This is a genomic window from Flavobacterium magnesitis (genome assembly GCF_041729735.1).
Taxonomy (GTDB): Bacteria; Bacteroidota; Bacteroidia; order Flavobacteriales; family Flavobacteriaceae; genus Flavobacterium; species Flavobacterium magnesitis.
Genome location: NZ_JBCFQK010000015.1, coordinates 1 through 26,271, shown reverse-complemented (window position 1 = coordinate 26,271; position 26,271 = coordinate 1). Strand labels below are relative to the sequence as shown.

Below are 26,271 nucleotides of genomic sequence, written 5' to 3'. Positions count from 1 at the left end.
ATTACCAGTTACTTCCAGACATGATTAATATCTGACTTTCAGTTCCATATTTTATTTCGTTAAGAAAAATTTCCTTTCCTTGTTCCAATGGAATTAAAGAAATACCTCTACGCTCATATTCTGTTTCCAGTGTTGGTGAAACCATTCCTGCACCTTTCCAAGGTCCCCAATTAATGGAAATTACTTTTCCTTTTAATTTTTTATTTAAAGCATTTGCATAATCATCCAAAACACTATTTGCAGCAGCGTAATCTGTTTGCCCTTTATTTCCATACACCGAAGCGATGCTTGAGAATAACACAACAAATTGACAATCTGCACGAAGCTGTTCTGCCAATACACGAAGCGGCTTTACTTTAGTATCAAACACACGCCCGAAAGAACTTGTTGTTTTTTGCTTGAATAATTTATCCTCCAAAAGACCTGCTCCATGAATCACACCGTCCAAACGGTTGTGTTTTTCGTAAATACTGTTGATTAATTTAGACAAGCCATCTTCGTCACAAAGATCTAATGATTGGTAAACAATGGTATTTCCTAATTGTTCCATATCAAGGATTGTGCGTAGGATTTGATTGTTTTTGAAAATTTTGATTGTTTCTTTTTCGATTTCAGAAGGAGAAGTGAATTTTCCGGATTTGATAAGATAGCTTCTTATTTCTTCCTTCCTTTTCAAGACTTCTAAATCTTTGTTTACTGCCAAATTTCTTGGGTCTGCGGATCTTCCCACTAAAACATACGTACAAGGATAAGCCTGTGACATGTGTTTTACCAATTCAGAAGTAATTCCTTGTGCGCCTCCAAGAACCAAAACAACAGAATCTTTATCTAATTGAATTTGTGCTTCGCTTAAACCTGTTGACAACGGCGATGGAATGATGTCAACTTTATGTCTTTGGTCATTTTTATAAATAACCTCAGAAGGATTATCGGTTGATAAAATTTCTTTTAAAGCAATTTCCGCAATCTGGTTGATTTGTTGAGGAGAACTTAAACTAATCAATCTGCAATTGGTCTGTTCAAACTCACGGGCTAAACTTTTAAAAAGTCCTGGATGTCCTTTATGATGACGTAAAAGTGTCGTGTCGGTTAATTCTTGAACATGAGCCAGAGTATCTGAAATGAGATAAATCCATTTCACTTTATCCAGATCCATTTTTTTAATCATACCAACATGATCGATGATATTGTGCTTTACAGAAGATGAGAATAAATCAAGAATAATCAATCCGTCAAAATCCGTCAAATCTTTATCGGTATTTACTAACTCTGCAATAGCTCCATGCTTTTGAAGCTCATTTTTAATGGCTTGTGTTTGTGAGCTATTATCCTGAGTGATGGCAAAACGTTTTCCTTGAAGCGTTTTGGTATTTTCATTTAAAGTAACATTAGTCGGAGTCAAATCAAAACGAAGACGAGACAAAGGTTTTTGCTCTGGCTCAAAAGTGCTGTTTCCATTCATTTCGTTAATCCATAAAGCTAATCCGTTCAATGTTTTGATAGCGGCTAATTTTTCCATTAAATCATCTACCTGTTCCATATCTCCACCGAAACCGATTTTCGTTTTAAGTTCACCAATAATTTCCATACGTTTGATGGAATCAATACTTAAATCAGCTTCTAAATCAAGATCTAAACCCAACATTTCTTTTGGATAACCCGTTTTGTCACTTACGATATTTAAAATAGCAGTCTGAAGTTCTTCAAGAGAAAATGCAACTTGATTTTGAGTACTTGAAACAGTTATTTCTGCAATTTCGGTTTGTTCTGAAGTATTTGATGCTCCTGAATATTCTGTTAACCAAGAAACTAAACCATTTAATGTTTTGATTCCTGCTAATTGCTCCATAATGTTGTCTTCATTAGTATCATTGGACGAAAACGACCCTAATTCCGCTTTCAACGTTCCAATGATTTCAACTCTTTTAATGGAATCAATACTTAAATCAGCTTCTAAATCCATTTCCATGCCAAGCATATCATGAGGATATCCTGTTTTATCGCTTACAACTTGTAACAATAATGCTTTAATATCCTTTATCGGAGCTTGTTTTGTTAGAATGACAACCGATTTGTCAACAACGTCATTATTTGGAACAGAAATAATCGGAGCTTGAATATTTTGAATTTGAATAGGTGAATCATAAACTACTGGAGCCTGATTTACCTGAGGGTTCTGTCCCAGAAAGGTAAGCATCACATCACGTTGCGCCTGAATCATCATTTTCATGCTGTTTAAGTATTCTTGCAACAAACGTTCTGTATTTGTCTGGTTTTCTGTTACAGGAGTTGGAGTATTAGTAAAGTGGTTCATTTGAATTGGATTTATTATTGGTAATGCACCATTAGCAGGAAGTGAACCTGTGGTTGGATGAGCTGCCTGTCCGTTCACTCTCCATATAGCAGGACTTTTTTTATACAATTCGGGTTGGTCGATTTGGATTAATTTAGCATTTCGCCCCTCAAAAAGTTTAGCAATGTTAAAACTTCGTCCTGTGCCTAAATATTGAGCAAGTGTTGAAAGAAGGTGTTCTAATTTGTTATTACTACCTTCGACAAACAATGCCAATTGATTTTTTTCAAGACAAGATTTTGTTAGTCCAGTTAATACTTTTCCAGGTCCTACTTCGATAAATATTCTTGCTCCATCATTATACATAGCCTGAATTTGTTCAACGAATCTTACAGACTGTACTAAATGATCGGTTAGTCTTTCTTTTATTTCTGAAACGCTTGTAGGATAAATTTTTGCTGTCGTATTCGACCAAACCGGAATTTGCATTTCATTAAATGAAACATCCTTTAAAACTGTTTGATACAAACCTTTAGATTTTGCCAATAACGGACTGTGGAATGCACAGGCAACTTCCAGTTTTTTAGCTGAAATTCTTTCCTCTTTTAAAACTTCTATTAATTTATTGATGGCTTCTGTACTTCCTGCAACCACACATTGAGTTGGAGCATTATAATTTACAGGATAACAGCCTTCCACCATTGTTAAAATAGGAAGTAAATTTTGTTTTGTAGCACTTACTGCAACCATAGCACCCGGGTCGCCACCTTCAACAGAATCTAAAATAGATTGAGCACGTTTAATACTCAAATTTACTAATTGCTCCTCTTCAAATACTCCCGAAAAACACAATGCTGGTAATTCTCCATAGCTATGACCCGCCAACATATCCGGAACAATACCTAATGATTGAAGGAATTTTGCTAACGCCAAATCTACTATACCTAAAAGCGGTTGTGCTAAACGAGTGTCTTTAATTGTTTCTTTTTGTTGAAGATGAGTAGCTTCATCAAAAGTTTTTGAAGGGAAAACAACTTTCTCTAATTCAGGGTAAGAGTCTATCAGTTTTCGCATTTCAGGGAAAACTACAAATAAATCACGTGCCATATTTATTCTTTGACTGCCTTGTCCTGAGAATAAAAAAGCGAGTTTACCTTCTTTTTTATTTGTTATAAATATATTTTTACTTTCAATGCCTGCAAGTGCTAATTCGATGTTAAGCATCAAATGTTCAACGGCGCCTGCCACAATACTTACCTGAACTTGTTTGTCAGAATTAGAAGCTAAACTATAAGCAATATCTTTTAATGAAATGTTATCGTTTATTTCTAATAAAGATTTAACTTGATTTAATTGAATTTTAGCTTCTTCATAGGAATTTCCTCGAAATACAAATAATTCTGAAGGCCAAGAATGTAATACTGTAAAATCATCTTCTTTTGGATGATTAGCAATTACTGTATGAAAATTAGTCCCACCAAAACCAAAAGCACTAATTCCCGCAAAACGGTTTTTCTCTGCCCATAATCCGCTTTCATCATTAAAAGTAAAAGGACTTGTTTGTTTATCATAGTAAGCATTAGGTTGTTTAAGATGAAGAGTTGGTGGTTTCACACCATGGTAAACCGCTAAAGAAGCTTTAATTAACCCTGCCAATCCTGCCGCACACTTAGTATGTCCGATTTGAGTTTTTACAGATCCTAGATATGTCTGACCAGGAACCGCTCCTGAACGACTAAATAAATTAGTCAATGCGTTTAATTCAGTTTTATCTCCTACAACAGTTCCAGTTCCGTGAGCTTCAACTAATCCAACAGACGCCGCACTTATTCCTGCCTGAGCATAAGCACGTTCCAAAGCTCGAACCTGCCCAATTTTTCTTGGAGCAGTAAGTCCTAAAGCTTTTCCATCACTGGATCCTCCAATTCCTTTAATAACTGAATAAATTCGGTCTCCGTCTTTTACAGCATCTTCATATCTTTTTAATATTAAAATAGCAACACCTTCTCCTAGAGCAATTCCGTCTGCTTCGTTATCAAATGTTGCACATCTTCCTTTTCTGGAAAGTGCATGCGTGCTAGAAAACATCAGGTAATCATTAATGCCGTTATGTAAATCGGCTCCACCAGCCAAAACCATATCTGATTTGCCCAAAACCAGTTCCTGACAAGCCAGTTCAAGTGCTGCTAGAGATGAAGCACAAGCCGCATCTACAGTGTAGTTTCTTCCGCCTAAGTCTAAACGGTTGGTAATTCTTCCTGCAATAACATTTGCTAAAATCCCAGGGAAAGAATCTTCTGTTGTATGCGGAAAAGCTTCTTTAACCTCTTCATGAAGTTCACCAAAAACCTGTTTGTAAAAACCTCTAAAACTATAGCTATTAGCTAAATCATTACCTCCTTCAGCTCCTATAATTACAGAAATATTTTCCCGATTTATATGTTTTTCACCATAACCTGCATTTTCCATTGCACGTTTGGCAACCAGTAAGGTTAATAATTGTGTAGGTTCAATTGCGGCAAGAGATTGTGGAGGTATTCCGAATTCTAATGGGTCAAAATCAATTTTTGGAATAAATCCTCCCCATTTTGAATGAGAAACATCAGATTCATTAGAATCAGGATGATAATAAATTTCTTTATTCCATCTTTCGTCTGGTACTTCTGTTACGCTATCTTTTCCAATAATAATATTTTTCCAATATTCTTCTAAGTTTTTTGCTTCAGGAAAAATACATTCCATTCCAACAATAGCGATATCTAATGGTTTTTCTTTTGATATTGGCAAATCGGGAATAACAGCTTCTTTAATATACTGATAATTATTAACGCAAACATTTTGATGAAGTTCATCCATAGAAATGATGCGATTATGCATTGTTGCTACCTGTCCAATCATATACATTCCTAGATCTAGTTGCTCGCCTTTAGGAATAGTAACTAAATTATTCCCTTGTCTTTCTAAACCTTTTGCGGCGATTCTTAATCGTCCAACATTCAATTTTTCAAGTTTTTCCCAAACTTCTTTTTTATCAGTTCCTGCTTCAATCAATTTTGCTTTTTCATCGCGAAAAAATTGGGCGAATTTAGTATCTAGACACCGAGTTTCATGACCTGGAGCTGTCTCTAGTAAGACGGTGTCTTTTGCCTGAAGTGCCTGAATTTGGAATTCTTCCTGAATAGCTCCACAAGAAACGGCTTCCTGCGTATACAAATAAGCAGTTCCCATCAATACTCCTACTTTTACTCCTCTGGCTGCTAGCGGAGCTGCCATAATAGCCACAAATGCTGCTGAAAAATCATTGTGAACCCCCCCAGCAAAAAATACACTAATTTTTTCTGGTGATTCTTCTTTTAAAATTCGCTCCATTTGTTTTTCCCAAAGAACCGTACTTGAAAGTGGTCCAACATGACCGCCACATTCACGACCTTCAAAAACAAAATTAGTAGCTCCTTCCTTTAAAAAAAGATCTAATAATGCAGGAGAAGGAACATGTAAAAATGTTTTTATTCCTTCTTTTTCAAAAACTTTTGCCTGAGCAGGTCTTCCTCCTGCAATTAAAACTACTGGAGGTTTTGCTTCTAAAATATAGGCGTTTTGTTCTTCTCTTAATTCTGCTGGTGCAAATCCTAAAACACCAATACCCCATGTTTTTTCTCCAACTAATTTTTTAGTATCCATTACTAATGCTTTCGCTTGTTTGCCTTTAAGTAATGATAAAGCAACAAAGGGTAAAGCGCCAGCTTCTGCTACTGCATTAGCAAATAAGGGAACATCACTTACACGAGTCATTGGACCTTGTGCAATAGGATATTTTGTCTTTAAATCTTTTGCTAATTGATTGTCTGGATTGATTACTTTAAATGTTTTTGCCTGTTTTAAATGCCCACGCATGGCTTCTTTAAATCCAAAAACCAGCCTTTTAAGATTTTTAAAATTCTCTACTAAATCTACTGCCAAAGAAACATCCTGTCCCATAGGAATATAACTTTCACTAGGATCTAAGTTTATAAAATATTTTTTAAGCTCTTCCTTGCTTACATTTTCTGATAGCGAAGGAGAATTAGGTCTTACCAATACGCGATGATTGGCTATTATTTTAGTTTCTGTACCGTTTAATTTCGAAAAAAGATCCTTAATCTCTTTAGGAATTGAACTTTCTGGAAACAATGCCAGCTGGCTATCTAATACTACTCCCGTTGCCCCTAATGCTTTAAAAGCGGCGGCTGTATGTATACCAATACCGCCTTGTACCCATATAGGGATATCTTGAACTTCATTAATGATGCGCTGAAAAAGTACAAAAGTAGACTCATAACCTATTAAACCTCCTGCTTCATTTCCTTTTACTATAATGCCTTTAGCGCCTAAAATCTGTGCTGCTTTTGCTTCTTCTAGGCTCGTTACTTGATAAATAATAGGTATATCAGCAATTGCATTACAAGAACTGCTAAACTGTAGAATAATGAACTCTACTTTTTTTGAGAATTGAAGCGATAAATGTTCTGGTTCAGGAAAATAAAGACCATAAGACGGAATATCTGTTTGATCTAATTGGTTAATCGCCTCTTGAGCAGCTGACAATTCATATCCTAAGCTTAGGACAGGAAATGCTCCTGCCTGATATAACTGAGGCAGAATTTTTACATCTGGATTTTCAAAAGGGGTTAATCCAATAATGGTTAAATCTTTCATGTTGTAGGTGGTATTTAAGATTATTATGGGGAATTATATACAAATTTGTATTTCTTATGGGGAAGAAATAATAGTTTGCGTCAAGTATTAAAAAAGATACTATCATTTTAAATTAATAATGAATATTTTTTCCTTACGTTATTAAAGAATATTTTTTTTATAAAAAAAGAAATTTCATTTACAGAATAATACTTTTAGAAAGAGATAATTTAAATTCTAAAATACAACTCAATCATCTGATATACAGACATAATGAGTATAATAGTATGATTCCTATTTTTTATGAATTGCGGGGGTAGCAAAATAAAAATAACAAGTAGTAAATTTAATAGTAAAAAAACTTGTTATTTAAAATATAAAAAACTAAGAAATAACTCAATAAAAAAAATAAAAATAAATAATAAAATCCGTTAAATCATATTAATTATTCAAATATCATCAGTTATATTTAATTTAATATTAAGAGCCTATTAAATTAAATATAATAAAAAAAACATCCCTGTTTTTTGAATATTTTACAATTGAGTTTTATGAGTTTTTAAGTAGCAATTTTAGAAGAAAAGAGATCGGCTTTATTTTCATTAAGCATTTTTTTATGCCTATTTCTTCCAACTATTTTAGTTTTTTAAATTCTAATTAAAATAATTATTAAATACATTTGTATACCGAAAATAAAATCAGTTTCAACATCAATCAAATAAATATTTATTTAATGCAAAATATCCCTAGTGTTGATTTACGTGACTTCCTCTCCAATGACCCCATACGCAAAGAAAAATTTGTTAACGAAATTGGAAGTGCTTTTGAAGATATTGGTTTCGTAGCCCTAAAAGGACATTTTTTAGACCAGCAATTGGTTGAAGAACTGTATAGTGAAATCAAACAGTTTTTCAGTTTGCCCTTGGAAACCAAAAGAAAATATGAAAATCCTGAATTGGGAGGGCAAAGAGGCTATGTTTCTTTTGGAAAAGAACACGCTAAAGGCAGAAAAGAAGGAGATTTAAAGGAGTTTTGGCATTTTGGACAATACGTTTCCGCTGATTCGAAATATGCCGCAGAATATCCTCAAAACATTTCCGTCGCTGAATTACCTCGTTTCAATGCAATAGGAAAAGAAGCATACCAAATGCTGGAAAAAACAGGAATTTATGTTTTAAGAGCTTTGGCTTTGCGTTTAGGTCTTGACGAATTTTATTTTGATGATTATGCCAAAGAAGGAAATTCGATTTTAAGACCAATTCATTATCCGCCTATTACATCTGAACCAGAAAATGCAATTCGTGCAGCGGCTCATGGCGATATTAATTTAATTACGCTTTTGATGGGCGCTCAAGGTAAAGGACTTCAGGTTCAAAACCACAATGGAGAATGGATTGACGCCATTGCAGCACCTGATGAATTGGTAATTAATGTGGGTGATATGTTGTCAAGACATACTAATAATAGATTAAAATCGACCATTCATCAAGTGGTGAATCCACCGAGAGAATTATGGGGAACTTCGCGTTATTCTGTACCATTTTTTATGCATCCAGTAAGCGATATGCCTCTGAATTGTTTGGAAAATTGTGTTGACAATGAAAACCCAAAACAATTTGAAGATATTACCGCAGGAGATTTTCTATACGAACGATTAGTGGATTTAGGATTGATTAAAAAATAGTAACAGATAAATTTCAAAATTAAAATTCCAAATTCCAATGAGTTACTTTTGGAATTTGGATTTTTAAAAATTTGATTTTTATTTTTAGCGTAAAAATAATTATGGATTTACAAGACCAATTAAAAAACCTTTTTCCAGAGCATATTCCCACTCCCGAAGAAGAAATAGTAAAAGAAGAGAAAGAATTATGGATTCAGAAAGAGCCTATGATTTGTAAATTCGAAAAAAGAAAAGGAAAGCCAACTACTATAATTGAAGGTTACGAAGGTGATGATGAAGATTTTAAGATTCTTGCCAAAGAAATTAAAACCAAATTAAGCGTTGGTGGCAGTTTTAAAGATGGAGCAATTATCATTCAAGGAGATTATCGTGATAAAATCATGAAAATTTTACAAGAAAAAGGATTTAAAACCAAACGTGTGGGAGGCTAATAAATCCCAAATTTGAAGTTCCAAATACCAATGATTCATTTTTGGAATTTGGAATTTTTTAAATTGGAATTTTTATAAATATTAGTAATTTAAAAAGAAAATGATACAAGCATCAGAATTGATTCTGAATCCAGATGGAAGCATATATCATCTGAATCTCAAACCCGAACATATTGCCGAAGATATCATTTTTGTTGGTGATCAAGATCGGGTTGAAAAAGTGACAGCCTATTTTGATTCAATTGAATTTACGACCCAAAAAAGAGAATTCAAAACACAAACAGGAAGTTACAAAGGCAAAAGAATCACCGTAATTTCTACTGGAATTGGTCCTGATAATATTGATATTGTTTTGAACGAATTGGATGCTTTGGTCAATATTGATTTTGCAACTCGAAAAGTAAAAGAAAAACTCACATCGCTCAATATTATTCGAATAGGAACTTCGGGTTCACTGCAAGCCAATATTCCTGTTGACAGCATTGTTATGAGTCAATATGCAATTGGTCTGGACAACATGCTTCGCTCCTATTGTATTGATGAAATTTCGAATACTGAAATTGAAAATGCTTTTATCGAGCAAACTAGTTGGGATTTGAAAAAAGGAAAACCTTATGTGATTTCTTCGAGTGAAACTTTAGCACGCCGCTTCTATTCTGTTGAAATTCAAAAAGGTTTTACAGCAACGGCTGGCGGATTTTACGGCCCACAAGGACGGGTTTTACGATTGAATATTCAAGATCCTAATTTGAATAAAAAAATGGATCAGTTCAATTTTAACGGAATTCAGATAACCAATCTCGAAATGGAAACTGCTGCCATTTATGGACTTTCAGCTCTTTTAGGACATAAAGCCATTTCGTTAAATGCAATTATTGCCAATCGTGCTGATGGAACTTTTAGTAATGATTCATACAAAACAATAGACAAATTAATTGGTTATACTTTGCAAAAGTTGAGTCAATAAAAAAATTGGAACACAGGTTTAAGAAATTTAATAGATTTCTTAAACCTGTGTTCCTAAAAAAATAAATGAAAATGAAAAAAATCAAAATAGCTGGAGTACCAGAACATTTCAATTTGCCTTGGCATTTAAGTATTGAAAATAAAGAATTCGAAACTCAAAATATCGATTTACAATGGACAGACGTTCCTGAAGGAACTGGGAAAATGTGTCAGATGCTTCGCGATGGTGAAACTGATATTGCCGTAATTCTTTCGGAAGGAATTGTAAAAGACATTGTAACAGGAAATCCATCAAAAATTGTTCAGGTTTATGTTGAATCGCCTTTGATTTGGGGAATCCATGTTGCTGCAAAATCCAATTATAAAACCTTGGCAGATATTGAAAATACTAAGGTTGCTATTTCTCGTTTGGGTTCTGGATCGCAATTAATGGCTTATGTAAATGCTAACAATCAAAATTGGGAAACTGATAATCTTCAATTTGAAATTGTAAATACTATTGATGGTGCTGTGGAAGCTTTAAGCAACGGAACTGCCGATTATTTTATGTGGGAGCGATTTATGACTAAACCACTGGTTGACAAAGGTATTTTTAGAAAAATAGCCGACTGCCCTACTCCCTGGCCGTGTTTTGTGATTGCAGTGCGTGATGAAGTTTTAGAAAAAGAACCAGAAGCAATTCAGAAAATTCTAGATACAATTAATAAAGCAACAGCTTCCTTTAAATTAATTTCTGAAATTGACGCTGTTCTAGCCAAAAAATACCATCAAAAAATAGAAGATATTCAAGAATGGCTTTCTATTACCGAATGGTCGCAAGAGCAATTATCTAAAGAAATGTTAAACAATATTCAAAATCAGCTATTAGAACTGAAAATTATTGATAAAATCGGTACTTTTGATGAAATAGTTAAAACAGTTTAGTTTTTCCTTTTTTGCTTCGCATGATAAACTTTAAAAATCTTACTTTTCAAAACATAAAACAAAAACTTCAGGTCAAGAAGCCTTGGGATGATGTGATTATTTTTGTCTTGAACATTTTGATTAGCATACCTTCTTTTCTAATTGCCCATGAAAATTTAATCGAATTAAATTGGGAGTTTAATTTAGATCGTATTTTATTGTTTATTCTTATTGTTGTTGCAACACAATTAATTTTACGTTTACTTAGAACCGTCATTATTATTTGTATTGTCATTTATATTTTGGTTTTAGTTTATGGAACTGTATTGGGAAATTATGGCTTCGAAAGTGTTTATGAAGATTATGATTCTATGATTTATACCATGTCAAACAATCCAAATCCTCAGGATATCATTATTTCTAAACTACTGCCTTTTCCAAATAAATCAAAAATTCTTCGTGCAATTGAATACAAAAATCCTAAGGTTCGAAATTTTGCTGTTATGGCTGTCAATAAGAATTTTAAAAACATCAAAGGATATTCAGATTATCGTACGATTATCCAATGTTTTGCTGTTTTTAAAGAAATTAATAGCCGCTGGAATTATGTAAGCGATCCTAAAGATGGAGATTATATTGCTACCGCTAGCGAATCCTTAGAATTTTTATCCGGAGATTGTGATGATCATTCGATTTTGATGGCTGCTTGTGTTCGCGCTATTGGAGGAACTCCAAGATTAATTCACACCAAAGGACATATTTACCCAGAGATTCTAATTGGAACTATGAACGATTTAGAAACCGCCAATTTTTTGATAAAAAACAAGCTGTTTGTAAAAGAAAGTCATGGCCAACAGCTTCACTATCACATTGATGAGCGTAACCAAATTTGGTTGAATCTGGATTACACAGCCAAATATCCTGGAGGACCATTTATGTCTGAAGAAATTCTAGGAGCTTTGACTTTAAATTAGTAAAAATTATTCTTTATTTAATTGTCCTAAAATTTCATACGAATGCAATCTAGCCACGTGTTCATAAACTGCAGAAGCGACCATCAGTTCATCAACCTGAGTAATTTCGATAAAATTTTCTAATTCTTTTTTAACTTTTTCAGGACTACCAATAAAAGTATATTGAATCATTTGTTGCAATGCAGCTTCTTCCATTGGATCCATAAAATCTTCGTTAGGTTCTTCGGGTGCTTTTAATTGTTGTCTATTTCCAGTGATAATTCCCAAAAATAATTTTTTAAACGAAGTCGCTAATCGCTCGGCTTCATAATCTGTATCAGTAGCAATTACGTTCACACAAGCAATTACATAAGGTGCTGCCAATTGTGCTGATGGTTTAAAATTTCTCCTGTAAATAGCTAATGCATTATGCAATTGAGCTGGTGCAAAATGACTTGCAAAAGCATAAGGCAAACCTAAAGAAGCGGCTAAATAAGCACTATCAGTACTAGAACCTAAAATCCAAATTGGAATATCCAAGCCTTCTCCAGGAATGGCTCGTACTCTTCCATTCTTATTTCCTTCTGACAAATAACGTTGTAATTCTTCTACATTACTAGGGAATTCCATAGCTGCATGTTCGTCTCTTTTTAAAGCTGCAGCCGTAAATTGATCAGTTCCTGGTGCTCGACCTAATCCCAAATCAATTCGGTCAGGGAAAAGAGTTGCTAAGGTTCCAAACTGTTCCGCAACAATCAAAGGCGCGTGATTGGGAAGCATAATTCCTCCTGAACCCACTCTTAATGTTGATGTTCCAGCAGCAATATGACCAATTAATACCACAGTTGCAGTACTAGCAATCCCTTGCATGTTATGATGTTCTGCTAACCAAAATCGGTTGTAACCCCATTTTTCAACCTTTTGAGCCAAGTCTAAACTGTTTTTAAAAGTATCAGCAGCATTTCCACCATCTCTAACTATTGCTAAATCGAGAACAGAAAATTTTATATTAGAAAGTGTATTTGTAGTCATAATGATCTCTTCTTATTTGTATATACAAAGGTAAGAATTGTAAAATGCTTTTGATAGTATCAAATACTAATAGAAAGTTAAATAGAATAAATCTCGAAAGTGATAAAAACAAGGATCTTTTTTGATACATTAGAATATTAGCTAAATTTGTTAAAAATAAACTTTCAGTTTTGAAAAACATATTAATCATTGACGACGAAGAAAAACTTCGAAATCTGTTGGGAAGAATTATAAAATCAGAAGGTTTTGAAGTCTTCGAAGCCAAAGATTTAAAATTAGGCTTCAAAAAATTAGAACAAAATGATATTGATGTTGTTTTATGTGATGTAAAATTACCAGACGGAAATGGCGTTGAATTTCTTGAAAAGATTAAAATCAATTTTCCATTAGTCGAAGTGATTCTATTGACTGCTTTCGGGAAAATTGCCGATGGTGTTCAAGCCATGAAAAACGGTGCTTTCGATTATATCGTAAAAGGCGACGACAATGATAAGATCATTCCGCTTTTGTATAAAGCTTTAGAAAAATCGGAACTTCAAAAGAAAGTTCAAAAATTAGAAAAACGCATCTCTGATAAATATTCATTTGATACCATAATCGGAAAATCAAAAGCTTTAGAGCAAATAATTGATTTGTCCAAAAAAGTAGCCAAAACCGATTCTACCGTTTTATTGACAGGCGAAACCGGAACCGGAAAAGAAGTTTTTGCACAAGCGATTCACGAAAACAGCAATCGAGTTGGCAAATCTTTCGTGGCTTTAAATTGTAGTACGTTTAGCAAAGAAATTCTGGAAAGCGAATTATTCGGACACAAGCAAGGGGCTTTTACTGGAGCTTTAAAAGACAAAAAAGGATTTATTGAAGAAGCCAACGGCGGAACTTTATTTCTAGATGAAATTGGTGAAATGCCCATTGATTTGCAAGCCAAGCTACTTCGTGTTTTAGAAACCAACGAATATATTCCTGTTGGCGATACAACTCCAAAAAAATCAAATTTTCGATTGATAGCAGCTACCAACCGCGATTTAAAAACCGAAAGCGAGAACCATAATTTCCGTTCTGATTTGTATTTTAGGTTAAATATTTTCGAAATTATTATTCCGCCATTGCGAGAACGAATAAAAGATATTTCGCCCCTGACGAATTATTTTGTGAAGCAATTTTCAGCTAAAACCAATAAGAAAGAACTACAAATCTCGCCTGATTTCCTTCAAAAATTAGAAGCCTATCATTGGCCGGGAAATGTTCGTGAATTAAAAAACATTATCGAACGTTCGGTTATTTTAGCTGATGAAATTTTAACTTCAGATGTTTTGCCTTACGAAATGCAACATATTCAAGATAATTCTAATAAAACGATGTCGGCTTTTTCAATGCAAAGTATTGAAAAATTGCATATTCAAAAAGTATTAAATTATACGAAAGGCAACAAAGCCGAAACGGCACGATTATTAGAAATTGGGATTGCAACATTATACCGGAAAATTGATGAGTTTGGATTAAATTAATTCTCTTTTTTAAACCATTAAGAGATTAAGCTAGTTAAGACTTAATGAACTTTAATTTCTTAATGGTTTATTTATATAAATCTTTTCATTTCAATAAAAGCCTATCATTTTGATAGGCTTTTTTATGCCCAATTTTTGGCACATCAATTACAAATATAACAAATACAACACCTTACGATATTTTTATTTTATTGGAACAGCTTTTGGCATTAGGCGAATGAACATAAAAATTCATTCTTATGAAAAATCAAGTTACCAATATTTACAAACAAGCCGAACGCTTTGCTGAAATTACAAAATCAGCTATCATTTCAGGAAATATTGTAAGAGCAAAAAAATGTTTGGCTCTAGCCGAAAAATTATTTGCTACCGGAAGTTACGAAACCAAAAACGCCATTTCTAATGTCTATGTTTTCTCGGTTTCTACTTTTATGGAACTGCGTCATTGCAGTATCTCCGATCTCTTTCCTCAATCTCTCAAGGCGGAATATCTCAAACAAATAAATACTTCAGGAGTATGATGGCAATTGTCCTTACTGCAAGCGGATTGATTGTATTCGCCTTGTTTTTTAAAATGATTCAATTCTTTGAAAAAATCTAATTTATGATACCACTTTTCATCATCGCCATAGCGGTTTTTATTTACATCTGCTATGTTTTAATTAAACCCGAAAAATTCTAAATATGAACTCTGAAATACTCGGAATTATCGTTATCTACGGATTGGTTATACTTTTAGCCATTCCGCTTGGTCGTTACATCGGCAAAATATTCAATTATGAAAGCACTTGCTTGGACAAAATTTTTAATCCAATCGACAAAATATTCTTCAAGATTGGTGGCATCAATCTAACCAAGGAAATGAACTGGAAACAGCATTTGGCAGCACTTTTGACTATCAATGTTGTTTGGTTTATCATTTCAATGTTGGTACTGACCAATATGGCTTGGCTACCTTTTAACCCTGATGGAAATCCATCCATGAGTGGCGATTTGGCATTCAATACTTCCGTTAGTTTTGTAACCAATACCAATTTGCAACACTATTCTGGCGAAAGCGGATTGTCCTATTTAGGTCAATTAACCTTGATGCTTTGGCAATTTATCAGTGCTGGTTGCGGAATGGCAATTTGTGCCGCAGTTTTTATGGCAATGAAAGAAAAAACGTCAGCAACTTTAGGCAATTTCTATAGCTTTTTCGTTCGTTCTTGTACCAGAGTTTTGTTACCATTAGCATTTGTAGTAGCTACAATTTTGGTGATGAACGGAACGCCAATGACTTTTGAAGGAAAAGATACCATCACAACTCTCGAAGGAAACGAACAAAATATCAGTCGCGGTCCAGTTGCAGCTTTTGTCGCCATTAAGCAATTAGGAACAAATGGCGGCGGATTTTATGGTCCGAATTCCGCAAATCCTATGGAAAATCCGAATTACTTGACCAATATTGTTGAGAATAGCTCCATCTTCTTGATTCCGATAGCAATGGTTTTTGCTCTAGGATTTATCTTGAAACGCAAAAAGTTATCATGGACAATTTATGGCGTCATGACTTTAGGTTTTCTGATGCTGTTGATTCCTGCCGTAATAAGTGAAATGAACGGAAGTCCTGCTATTACCAATATGGGAATTGCCCAAGATATGGGAAGTATGGAAGGAAAAGAAGTGCGTTTTGGTTCGGCAGCTTCTGCGAATTGGGCGACCTATACAACCGTAACCAGTAATGGTTCTATAAATGCAATGCACGACAGTATGACGCCAATTACTGGAATGACAACACTTCTCGGAATGATGATCAATTGTTTTTATGGAGGTGTTGGCGTTGGATTCTTGAATTTCTACATCTTCATCATTCTCGGAGTTTTCATTAGTGGATTAATGGTTGGAAGAACTCCTGAATTTTTAGGGAAGAAAATAGAAGCCAAAGAAATGAAAATTGCTATGATAATTGCCTTATTGCATCCTTTTTTAATCTTGGTTGGAACCGCTTTGGCAAGTCATTTATATGCTGGAAATCCAGAAGCTTTATCGGGTTGGTTGGCGAATCCGAGTTATCATGGATTTAGTGAAATGCTTTACGAATTCACATCTTCTTCAGCCAATAACGGAAGTGGATTTGAAGGTTTGGGCGATAATACTCCGTTTTGGAATATCGCTACAGGAATTGTAATGTTGTTTGCACGATACTTACCAATCATCGGACCCGTTGCTATCGCTGGAATGTTGGCCCAAAAACAATACATTCCTGAAAGTAACGGAACTTTAAAAACGGATACCTCCACTTTCGGGTTGATGGTTTTCGCAGTCATTTTTATCGTAGCCGCTTTATCGTTTTTCCCAGCTTTAACTTTAGGTCCAATCGCTGAATATTTTTCTGCTAAATAAAAAATTAAACCATTAAGGAATTAAGAAAGTTAAGGTTTTTTAATATAAAATTAAACTTCTAACCAATTCTTAATGAACGCTAATACCTTAATCGTTTAGAAAAATTAATCTAAATTTTAAATAGAATGAGTACATCTCAAAATAATTTATTTCAAAAAGAGTTGGTTAGCGAAGCTTTCAAACAGGCTTTCGTGAAACTTAACCCCAAAATAATGGTCAAAAATCCGGTACTATTTACGGTTGAAATTGGAACAGCCATCATGTTTTTTGTTTGTCTTTGGATTTTAACGGGTGAAGGCTCACAAGGAAGTTTTGCCTATAATTTCACCGTTTTTTTAATCTTATTTTTAACCTTGCTGTTTGCTAATTTTGCCGAAGCCATCGCCGAAGCAAGAGGAAAAGCACAAGCTGATAGTTTGCGAAAAACACGTGAAGAAACGCCAGCCAAATTAGAAAACGGTCAAACTATTTCATCAGCCGAATTAAAAAAAGGCGACATTTTTGTTTGCGAAGCTGGCGATATTATTGCAACGGATGGTGAAATCATCGAAGGTTTGGCAACAATAGACGAAAGTGCCATTACTGGCGAAAGTGCTCCGGTAATTCGTGAAGCTGGAGGCGATAAATCATCGGTAACAGGTGGGACAAAAGTATTATCAGATAAAATAAAAGTAATCGTAACTTCTGAATCTGGCGAAAGTTTTTTGGATAAAATGATTGCCTTGGTGGAAGGTGCAAGCCGTCAAAAAACACCAAACGAAATCGCCTTGACGATTTTATTGGCCGGATTTACTTTAGTTTTTATTATCGTAACCGTAACGTTGGCTCCATTTGCAAAATATGCGAATGCACCAATCACGATTGCAGCTTTTATTTCGCTTTTTGTGTGTTTGATTCCAACCACTATTGGCGGATTATTATCAGCCATCGGAATTGCTGGAATGGACAGAGCTTTACGTGCCAACGTGATTACAAAATCTGGAAAAGCAGTGGAAACAGCCGGAGATATTGATGTGTTACTTTTGGATAAAACAGGAACTATCACTATTGGAAACCGAAAAGCAACTGCATTTTATCCTACAAAAGGCATTTCAAAGGACGATTTTATAAAATCAGCAGTTTTCAGTTCTTTGGCAGATGATACGCCAGAAGGAAAAAGTATTGTGGAATTGGCTGGTCAAGATGTGGCTAACAAATTATCAATCGAAGGTGCTACTTTAATCAAGTTTACTGCCGAAACCAGAACTTCTGGTGTAATCTTGAAAGACGGAACCAACATTAGAAAAGGTGCTCAAGATGCAGCTAAAAATATTTCGGTTCAAGCAGGAAATTCATTTCCAGACGATATTGCGCAAAAAGTGATTGACATTTCATCCAACGGTGGAACGCCTTTGGTGGTCATCAAAAACAATCAAGTTCAAGGTGTAATTGAGTTGCAGGACATCATCAAAACTGGAATGAAAGAACGTTTTGAACGCCTACGCAAAATGGGAATCAAGACGGTTATGGTTACGGGTGATAATCCGCTTACAGCAAAATTTATTGCAGAAAAAGCGGGTGTTGATGATTTTATCGCCGAAGCCAAACCTGAAGATAAAATGGATTACATCAAAAAAGAGCAAGCCGAAGGAAGATTGGTTGCCATGATGGGAGATGGAACAAACGATGCTCCTGCCCTAGCTCAAGCTAATGTTGGTGTAGCCATGAACAGCGGAACTCAAGCTGCAAAGGAAGCTGGGAATATGGTTGATTTAGACAATGACCCAACCAAGTTAATCGAGATTGTAGAAATTGGAAAACAACTTTTAATGACAAGAGGAACTTTGACAACTTTCTCAATTGCCAATGACGTTGCGAAATATTTTGCCATTATTCCTGCACTTTTTATCACAGCAATTCCCGCTTTGCAAGGATTGAATATTATGGGATTACACAGTCCAGAAAGTGCTATTTTATCGGCAGTGATTTTTAACGCGATTATTATTCCATTCTTGATTCCGTTGGCGTTACGTGGCGTTGCTTATAAACCGATTGGTGCTTCGGCCTTGTTGCGTAGAAACCTATTCATTTACGGAATTGGTGGTGTAATCGTTCCGTTTATCGGAATAAAATTGATTGATTTGGTTGTGTCATTATTTGTTTAAAAATTAGAAATACAGTTTGCCACAAATTAAAAGATTTCCACAGATTAGCAAAAAAAAATCTTTTTAATTCTTTAAATCAGTGGCAAGAAAAATAAAAACTTTGTGTCTTAGTGCCTTTGTGGCAAAAATCTAAAAATTATGAAAGAAAATATAATACCAGCGATTCGATTAACCATTTTTTGTGCCGTGTTTTTCTCCGGAATTTACACATTGAGCATTCTCGGAATTGCACAATTGGCTCCTAATCAAGGAAAAGGTGAAATTATAACCGTAAATGGAAAAAATCATCACATCAATGTGGCACAGAAATTTACGGAGAATAAGTACTTTTGGTCTAGACCATCAGCGGTGGATTATAATGCTGACGGTTCAGGCGGAAGCAATAAAGGCCCGAACAATCCTGATTATTTGGCAGAAGTAAAAACCAGAATTGATACCTTTTTGTTGAAAAACCCATCGGTAAAACGTAGCGAAGTTCCTTCGGAATTGGTTACAGCTTCCGGAAGCGGACTAGATCCTAACATTTCTGTGAATGGTGCCAAAGTTCAAATTGAACGAATTGCAAACAGTAGAAATTTGTCAATGGGGAAAATACTAGAAATTGTTCAAAATAATACAGAACGCCCTCTTTTTGGAATGTTTGGACCTGCTAAAGTTAATGTTTTACAATTGAATATTGAATTAGATAAATTAAAATAAGAATTAAGATTGTGAATTTAAGAATAAAGTTCTTTAAAAACGGAATGCCTAGCCCAGACTGCTTCGCCAGTTCGGCTTCTAGCCTCGGGTGCTGGATTAGCTTCAAAAAAAAAATAGAGGATGAGATTGCTTCGTGCCTCGCAATGACAAATAAAATGAAAAAAATAATATTTACTGCTCTTGTAGCATTCGGGTTTTCAAGTGTTAACGCCCAAGATTTGGAAAAAGAAAAAAGTCCGTTGACGTTTTCAGGTTATATTGAAACCTATTACAGTTATGATTTTGGAAATCCTGACAATCATGTTCGTCCTGGATTTATTTACAGCCATAACAAACACAACGAATTAAACCTGAATTTGGGCTTTGCAAAAGTGAATTATGCAAAAGATAATGTCCGTGGAAATTTAGCCATTATGGCGGGAACCTATGCCGAATATAACTTGGCAGCCGAACAAGATTTATTGAAAAATGTTTTTGAAGCGAACGTTGGTGTGAAAATTTCTTCGAAACATAATTTATGGATTGATGCCGGAATTATGCCATCTCACATTGGTTTTGAAAGTGCGATTGGAAAAGATTGTCCAACTTTAACCCGAAGTATTTTGGCCGATAATTCACCTTATTATGAAGCTGGAGCAAAAATTGGCTACACTTCGCCATCCGAGAAATGGTATTTGGCGGTAATGTATTTGAATGGTTGGCAACGTATTCAGAAGATTGACAGTAATCAAACGCCTGCTTTTGGAACTCAAATTACGTACAAACCAACTGGTAAGACGACTTTAAACTGGAGTACGTATGTTGGAAACGAACAACCTGATAACGACAGAAAATGGAGGTATTTCAACAATCTTTATGGTCAATTTAAATTTTCGGATAAAACGAATCTAACTGCCGGATTTGATATTGGAGCACAACAAACCGTGAATGGAAGCAGTGATTATGATGTTTGGTATTCGCCTGTTTTGATTTTGCAACACAAGCCAACTGCTAAAACTCAAATTGGGGTTAGAGGTGAATATTACCAAGATAAACAAGGTGTGATTATCGCCACGGGAACTGAAAACGGATTTAAAACCTATGGATTTTCAGCAAATTTTGATTATTTAGTTTCTGATAATGTGATGTTCAGAATTGAGGCTAGAAATTTATCTAGTAAAGATGAAGTATTTTTGAAAGATGGAAATCCGACGGATAATAATACCTTTTTGACGACTTCGTTAGCAATTTCATTTTAAAATTTTGCCACAAAGACACAAAGTCGCAAAGTTTTTAAAGTAAATATTCTAAAATTTTAAAGTTATAACTGAATTTTAAACTTCGTGACTTTGTGCCTTCGTGGCTATAAATATGGAACAAGAAAAACAAAATAACGCCCAGCATTTCCTCGATTTAATTCAGAAATCACGAAAAGGAAAGTTTAAAATCTACATCGGAATGAGTGCTGGTGTGGGAAAAACGTTCCGTATGTTGCAGGAAGCTCACACGCTTTTGAAGAACGGAATTGACGTAAAAATTGGTTATATCGAAACCCATTTTCGGAAAGAAACCCATGAATTGCTTGATGGTTTGCCTGTCATTCCAAGAAGAAGCATTTTCTACAAAGGAAAAAATCTGGAGGAAATGGACGTTCAAGCCATCATCAATTTACGTCCCGAAGTCGTGATTGTAGATGAATTGGCCCATACGAATATTGAAGGAAGCAAAAATGAAAAACGTTGGCAGGATGTTTTGGAGATTTTAGAAGCGGGAATCAACGTGATTTCGGCGGTAAATATTCAGCATATTGAAAGTTTGAATGAGGATGTGAAACGGATAACTGGCGTTGATGTTCAAGAGCGCGTTCCAGATAATGTTCTGAGATTGGCGGATGAAGTAGTGAATATCGATTTGACTTCGGAGGATTTGATTTCGCGTTTAAAAGAAGGAAAAATTTATACAGAAGATAAAATCCAAACGGCTTTGGCTAACTTTTTTAAAGCCGAACAAATTCTGCAATTACGAGAATTAGCATTGAAAGAAGTGGCCAGCCAAGTGGTTCGGAAAGTAGAAAATGAAGTCCCAAAAAAATTAGCTTTAAAACATGAAAAATTACTAGCTTGCATTAGTAGCAACGATAAAACCGCCAAAATCGTAATCCGAAAAGCAGCACGATTGGCGAGTTATTACAACGGAAGTTGGTATGTTTTGTACGTGGAAACGCCAAAGGAAAGCCCGAATAAAATTGCATTGGACAAGCAGCGTCATTTGATCTATAATTTCAAATTGGCTACACAATTGGGTGCCGAAGTCATTAAGATTGAAAGTTCAAATATTACCGAAGCGATGCTGAAAATCGTGGAGCAAAAAAACATTACGACGGTTTGTATTGGCAAACCGCATTTCAATTTATTTAAAGTAATTTTGTCAACCACTATTTTTAGAAAATTATTGAATAATCTTTCGAAATCAAATGTTGATCTTGTAATTCTGTCTTGATATGAAAATTAAAACCAAATTAAACCTCGGTGTCGGATTGTTGTTTACCTTGATCATTATCCTTGCATTGGTAAGTGCTTTTTATATTTTTTCGATAAAAAAAGACACTCAAAATATTCTGAAAGCCAATTATATAACATTGGAATACTCTAGAAATATGCTTTCTTCTTTGGACGAAATTACTAAAAATGAATCCAAAGCTATTCTTCTTTTTGATACGAATCTCAAAAAACAACTCATTAATATCACAGAATCTGGCGAGAAAAAAGCAACAGAAAATTTGCAGAAAAAATTTAAGCTCTTAGAACTTAGTCCTAAAAATGAAAATCTGAAATCGCAAATTCGGCAAGATATTTTTGAGATTATGAAACTTAATATGAATGCCATCAAAGTGAAGAGTGATATTGCAAAAGAAACTGCTGAAACTGCTAATTTTTCGATTGCAATTGTGGGAAGTTTGTGTTTTTTAATTGCTTTTAATCTACTTGTAAATTTGCCAAATAACATTGCCAATCCTATCAAAGAATTGACGTTGAGCATTAAGGAAATTGCGAATAAAAATTATTCTGAACGGGTGCATTTTACCAATCATAATGAATTTGGCGATTTAGCAAAATCATTTAATACTATGGCTCAAAAACTCGAAGAATACAACAACAGTAATTTGTACAAAATATTTTTCGAAAAAAAGCGATTGGAAACACTAATCAATAATATGCACGATCCAATTATTGGATTAGACAATGAAGCTATGGTTTTGTTTGTGAATGATGAAGCATTGAAAATCATAGGTTTAAAAACAGAAGATATTATTGGAAAATCAGCTTCTACCCTAGCCTTATCGAATGATTTGATACGGTCTTTAATTTTGAAAGAACAAACTAATAGTTCGAAAAAAACACAACCATTAAAGATTTTTGCTAACGGAAAAGAAAGTTATTTTGATAAAGAAACCATTTCAATCACTATTACTCCAACGGGCGAAGAAAAAGAAATCAATGTGGGAGATGTTATTATTTTAAGAAATATTACCATTTTTAAAGAATTGGATTTTGCTAAAACTAATTTTATAGCCACCGTTTCACATGAATTAAAAACACCTATTGCTTCTATAAAATTGAGTCTGCAATTATTAGAAAACACTTCAACTGGAACTATAAATGAAGAACAAAAACAATTGGTTGAAAGTATTAAAGACGACAGCCAACGGTTATTGAAAATTACAGCCGAATTACTCAATTTAGCGCAACTAGAAACAGGAAATATTCAGTTGAATATTGAAAAAAGCGATCCCAATGATATTGTAAATTATGCTATTGATGCTGTTAAAGTAAAAGCCGAACAAAAAAACATCCAATTAGTGACAGAAACTCCAGAAAATTTACCAAATGTTAAAGCAGATAAAGAAAAAACATCTTGGGTTTTAATTAATTTTTTAACCAATGCCATCACTTATTCTCCTGAAAACAGCACTATTATTGTAAAAATAATTTCAAAAAATGATCAGATTTCTTTTAGTGTGACTGATTTTGGTAAAGGAATTGATGCTCGTTATAAAAATAAAATTTTTGATAAATATTTTCAAATTCCAGGGAGCAGTAAATCCGGAACTGGTTTAGGACTTGCTATAAGCAAAGAATTTATTGATGCCCAAAATGGGTCAATCTACGTTGAAAGCGAATTGGGTCTGGGGAGTACATTTGGAATTACTTTAAAAAGTACTACTTAAAAAATCAATAAAATAGCACTGAAAATCCTTTTTATTACAATTGGAAAAAGTAGTTTTGTTTAGGAATACCATTTGTCAAATTAGAAAGAAGTGAAAAAAGCAGAAAATAAGGAAGTAAGCTGGACTTTTTGTCCGGAATGTCAGGGACGCGGCAAAAAAAGTCGAGGACTCAGCCATAAAGCGAAACTTCGTTATCAGAAAGCATTGGATCAATTCGAAAAATTGAATGGTATAGGAACAGCTCCTGTTCGTCCAAAAGGACACTTACATACCTGCACTACATGTTCCGGATCTGGTTTGATTCCTGCTGCCAGTCCTCCTAAAGCAGATAAAGAAAATTTTCCACATGTTGCTATTATTGGTGGTGGTATCGGCGGAGTTGCACTTGCTGTAGCTTGTTTGCACCGCGGAATTCCCTTCACTCTTTTTGAACGCGACAACAATTTCGAAGCTCGATCTCAAGGTTACGGACTCACTCTACAGCAAGCGAGTAAAGCAATTGAAGGATTGGGTGTTTTTTCGTTAGAAGAAGGCGTGATTTCCACAAGACATTTGGTTCATACTACCGATGGAAAAGTGATTGGCGAATGGGGCATCAGAAAGTGGATCCAATCCGATGCGAAAACATTTCAGAAACGAACCAATATTCATATCGCACGACAATCGTTGCGTTTAGCATTACTTCAGCAACTTGGCGGACAAAATAAGGTACATTGGGGACATCAATTAGTGGATTTTAAAGAATCGCAGGATGATGTTCATCTTAACTTTCAAGTAAAAGACGAAATAAAGAGCTACAAAGCTGATTTGGTTGTTGGAGCTGATGGAATTCGTAGTTCGGTACGAAGATTGCTTATTGGAGAAGATACTTCTCCTCTACGCTATCTGGATTGTATTGTGATATTGGGAATTTGTCCTTTAAGTGCTCTCGAAGATATTAAAAATCCTTTATTAGACTCGGCAACTGTATTTCAAACTGCCAATGGAAACGAACGAATTTACATGATGCCTTACACTTCAGATTCGATCATGTGGCAACTTAGTTTTCCAATGACCGAAAAAGAAGCGAAAAAACTAAGCGCACAAGGACCTCAAGCTCTTAAAGAAGAAGCTTTCCGTAGAACACAGTGGCACAATCCAATACCTGAAATTTTAGCAGCAACTCAAGAAGCCCAAATTTCGGGTTATCCAGTTTATGATCGTGAATTGCTGAGTTCCGAATTGTTAGCGAAAGCAGGAAAAGCAACTCTAATTGGTGATGCAGCTCACCCCATGAGTCCGTTTAAGGGACAAGGAGCTAATCAAGCCTTGCTAGATGCTCTTGCACTAGCTCGGGAAATCTTCAAAGGATGCCGACCTGCATCAGAATGGCGAAAAGCTGGAATAAGGAAAAGTGTATTAACGGAGTTTGAAACAGAAATGTTAGAACGCTCTGCGACCAAAGTGAAAGATTCAGCCGATGCAGCACAGTTCCTGCATTCCGAAATTGTACTTCATGAAAGTGATGAGCCAAGAGGACGTTGTTTGAAGAAAAAAAACGAATGAAATTCCAAATTTTATAAATTTCCAAATTCCAACTGTTTAAAATTTCAGAATGTTTCTCTGAATTTTAACAAAGGAGTAGTTATCATTATCAATCTGCTATGCTTTCGTTACGTTGAGAATTATAACCTAAAAACAATTTTGAAAGCAATTTACAACACGGCGGACAAAAGCTATGAATTCAGTAACTAATAATATTGTTCTCTACTAAGCTCAGCACTTCGTTTGCAGTGATTGATTTCACTTCCAAACACAGTTTATGAAAGACAACTTTAAGGTTTTCTCCCTCATTATCTAATGATTAATCCCAAGCAAATCATTTGATACATTTCTTTAAGACTCAAACAGAAATCTCACCCAAAGAATTCAGAAATGCTTGTCAAAATTAATAGAAAATGTTTTCTATTCTATAGCCATGAATTAGATTATTTCGAAATAAGAAGTTTAATACTTATTAACTTAAGTTAACGAGTTTTAATTGTACCACATTTATTTTTGTAATAGATTAAAAAAATGTAAAATACAACATTGCATTCCTTCAAAATCAACAATATAAATACATATCAATATGAAAAAATCAATTTTAAAAGCAAGTTTATTTATGCTGATTACAGCAAGTGTATTAATGTCATGTAGCAAAGATGATGATCACACTAAACCATCTGACAGTAGAACAGTTAAATATGAAATAACTGGAAATGCAACTGGTACATTTGACGTCACTTACATATCAGCATCTGGTGCAGGAGCTAATGAAGCACCAACGTCCATACCTTGGTCTAAAGAAATAGTTATTCAAAATGGGGTTGCTGGAATTATAATTAATTCAGCAGTGATAGGTGCAACAGTA

General features: G+C 34.6%; 18 protein-coding genes. 16 read left to right on the top strand and 2 right to left on the bottom strand.

Annotation, left to right across the window (positions count from 1 at the left end; all coding sequences use genetic code 11):
- Position 1 precedes the first annotated feature (1 nt).
- On the bottom strand, positions 2 to 6,988 hold the full coding sequence (locus tag AAGV33_RS11025; RefSeq protein ID WP_373392074.1) for an SDR family NAD(P)-dependent oxidoreductase: 6,987 nt from the start codon (positions 6,986 to 6,988) through the stop codon (positions 2 to 4).
- 712 nt (positions 6,989 to 7,700) lie between these two features.
- On the opposite strand from AAGV33_RS11025, the gene AAGV33_RS11020 reads away from it, so the two are divergent.
- The 5 genes from AAGV33_RS11020 (at position 7,701) to AAGV33_RS11000 (ending at position 11,925) form a co-directional block, all read left to right on the top strand.
- Entirely contained in the window at positions 7,701 to 8,651 is a 951-nt protein-coding gene (locus AAGV33_RS11020) for an isopenicillin N synthase family dioxygenase (protein ID WP_373392073.1), read from the top strand.
- Positions 8,652 to 8,752: 101 nt separating this feature from the next.
- A complete protein-coding gene (locus AAGV33_RS11015; RefSeq protein WP_373392072.1) occupies positions 8,753 to 9,082 on the top strand; it encodes a translation initiation factor in 330 nt (109 codons plus the stop codon).
- A gap of 100 nt (positions 9,083 to 9,182) precedes the next feature.
- Positions 9,183 to 10,049 carry a nucleoside phosphorylase gene (locus AAGV33_RS11010; protein ID WP_373392071.1) on the top strand — a complete coding sequence of 289 codons (867 nt, stop codon included), beginning with the start codon at positions 9,183 to 9,185 and terminating at the stop codon, positions 10,047 to 10,049.
- Between the two features lie 71 nt (positions 10,050 to 10,120).
- Positions 10,121 to 10,972, top strand: a complete 852-nt coding sequence (locus AAGV33_RS11005) for a substrate-binding domain-containing protein (protein ID WP_373392070.1) — start codon at positions 10,121 to 10,123, stop codon at positions 10,970 to 10,972.
- 20 nt (positions 10,973 to 10,992) lie between these two features.
- Positions 10,993 to 11,925: a transglutaminase gene (locus AAGV33_RS11000; RefSeq protein ID WP_373392069.1), complete on the top strand. Its 933-nt coding sequence runs from the start codon at positions 10,993 to 10,995 to the stop codon at positions 11,923 to 11,925.
- 6 nt (positions 11,926 to 11,931) lie between these two features.
- On the opposite strand, the gene AAGV33_RS10995 is transcribed toward AAGV33_RS11000, so the two are convergent.
- On the bottom strand, positions 11,932 to 12,936 hold the full coding sequence (locus AAGV33_RS10995; protein ID WP_373392068.1) for an LLM class flavin-dependent oxidoreductase: 1,005 nt from the start codon (positions 12,934 to 12,936) through the stop codon (positions 11,932 to 11,934).
- A 170-nt stretch (positions 12,937 to 13,106) separates the two neighbouring features.
- On the opposite strand from AAGV33_RS10995, the gene AAGV33_RS10990 reads away from it, so the two are divergent.
- The 11 genes from AAGV33_RS10990 to AAGV33_RS10940 all read left to right on the top strand — a co-directional run.
- On the top strand, positions 13,107 to 14,444 hold the full coding sequence (locus AAGV33_RS10990) for a sigma-54-dependent transcriptional regulator (RefSeq protein WP_373392067.1): 1,338 nt from the start codon (positions 13,107 to 13,109) through the stop codon (positions 14,442 to 14,444).
- Positions 14,445 to 14,683: 239 nt separating this feature from the next.
- A complete protein-coding gene (locus AAGV33_RS10985; RefSeq protein ID WP_373392066.1) occupies positions 14,684 to 14,965 on the top strand; it encodes a DUF7674 family protein in 282 nt (93 codons plus the stop codon).
- Between the two features lie 83 nt (positions 14,966 to 15,048).
- Entirely contained in the window at positions 15,049 to 15,126 is a 78-nt protein-coding gene (locus tag AAGV33_RS10980; protein WP_073246669.1) for a potassium-transporting ATPase subunit F, read from the top strand.
- Positions 15,127 to 15,128: 2 nt separating this feature from the next.
- Entirely contained in the window at positions 15,129 to 16,829 is a 1,701-nt protein-coding gene (gene kdpA / locus AAGV33_RS10975) for a potassium-transporting ATPase subunit KdpA (protein WP_373392065.1), read from the top strand.
- Positions 16,830 to 16,954: 125 nt separating this feature from the next.
- Entirely contained in the window at positions 16,955 to 18,973 is a 2,019-nt protein-coding gene (kdpB, locus tag AAGV33_RS10970) for a potassium-transporting ATPase subunit KdpB (protein ID WP_373392064.1), read from the top strand.
- A 138-nt stretch (positions 18,974 to 19,111) separates the two neighbouring features.
- Entirely contained in the window at positions 19,112 to 19,672 is a 561-nt protein-coding gene (locus AAGV33_RS10965; protein WP_373392063.1) for a K(+)-transporting ATPase subunit C, read from the top strand.
- A 155-nt stretch (positions 19,673 to 19,827) separates the two neighbouring features.
- Complete coding sequence (locus tag AAGV33_RS10960) at positions 19,828 to 20,910, top strand: porin (RefSeq protein WP_373392062.1); 1,083 nt, start codon at positions 19,828 to 19,830, stop codon at positions 20,908 to 20,910.
- A gap of 112 nt (positions 20,911 to 21,022) precedes the next feature.
- The gene (locus AAGV33_RS10955; protein WP_373392061.1) at positions 21,023 to 22,150 is read left to right on the top strand and encodes a sensor protein KdpD; all 1,128 of its coding nucleotides are present in this window, start codon (positions 21,023 to 21,025) and stop codon (positions 22,148 to 22,150) included.
- 1 nt (position 22,151) lies between these two features.
- A complete protein-coding gene (locus tag AAGV33_RS10950) occupies positions 22,152 to 23,879 on the top strand; it encodes a HAMP domain-containing sensor histidine kinase (protein ID WP_373392060.1) in 1,728 nt (575 codons plus the stop codon).
- A 90-nt stretch (positions 23,880 to 23,969) separates the two neighbouring features.
- On the top strand, positions 23,970 to 25,424 hold the full coding sequence (locus AAGV33_RS10945; protein WP_373392059.1) for an FAD-dependent oxidoreductase: 1,455 nt from the start codon (positions 23,970 to 23,972) through the stop codon (positions 25,422 to 25,424).
- Between the two features lie 565 nt (positions 25,425 to 25,989).
- The coding region (locus AAGV33_RS10940) for an MmpS family transport accessory protein (protein ID WP_373392058.1) at positions 25,990 to 26,271 on the top strand (282 nt) is incomplete at its 3' end.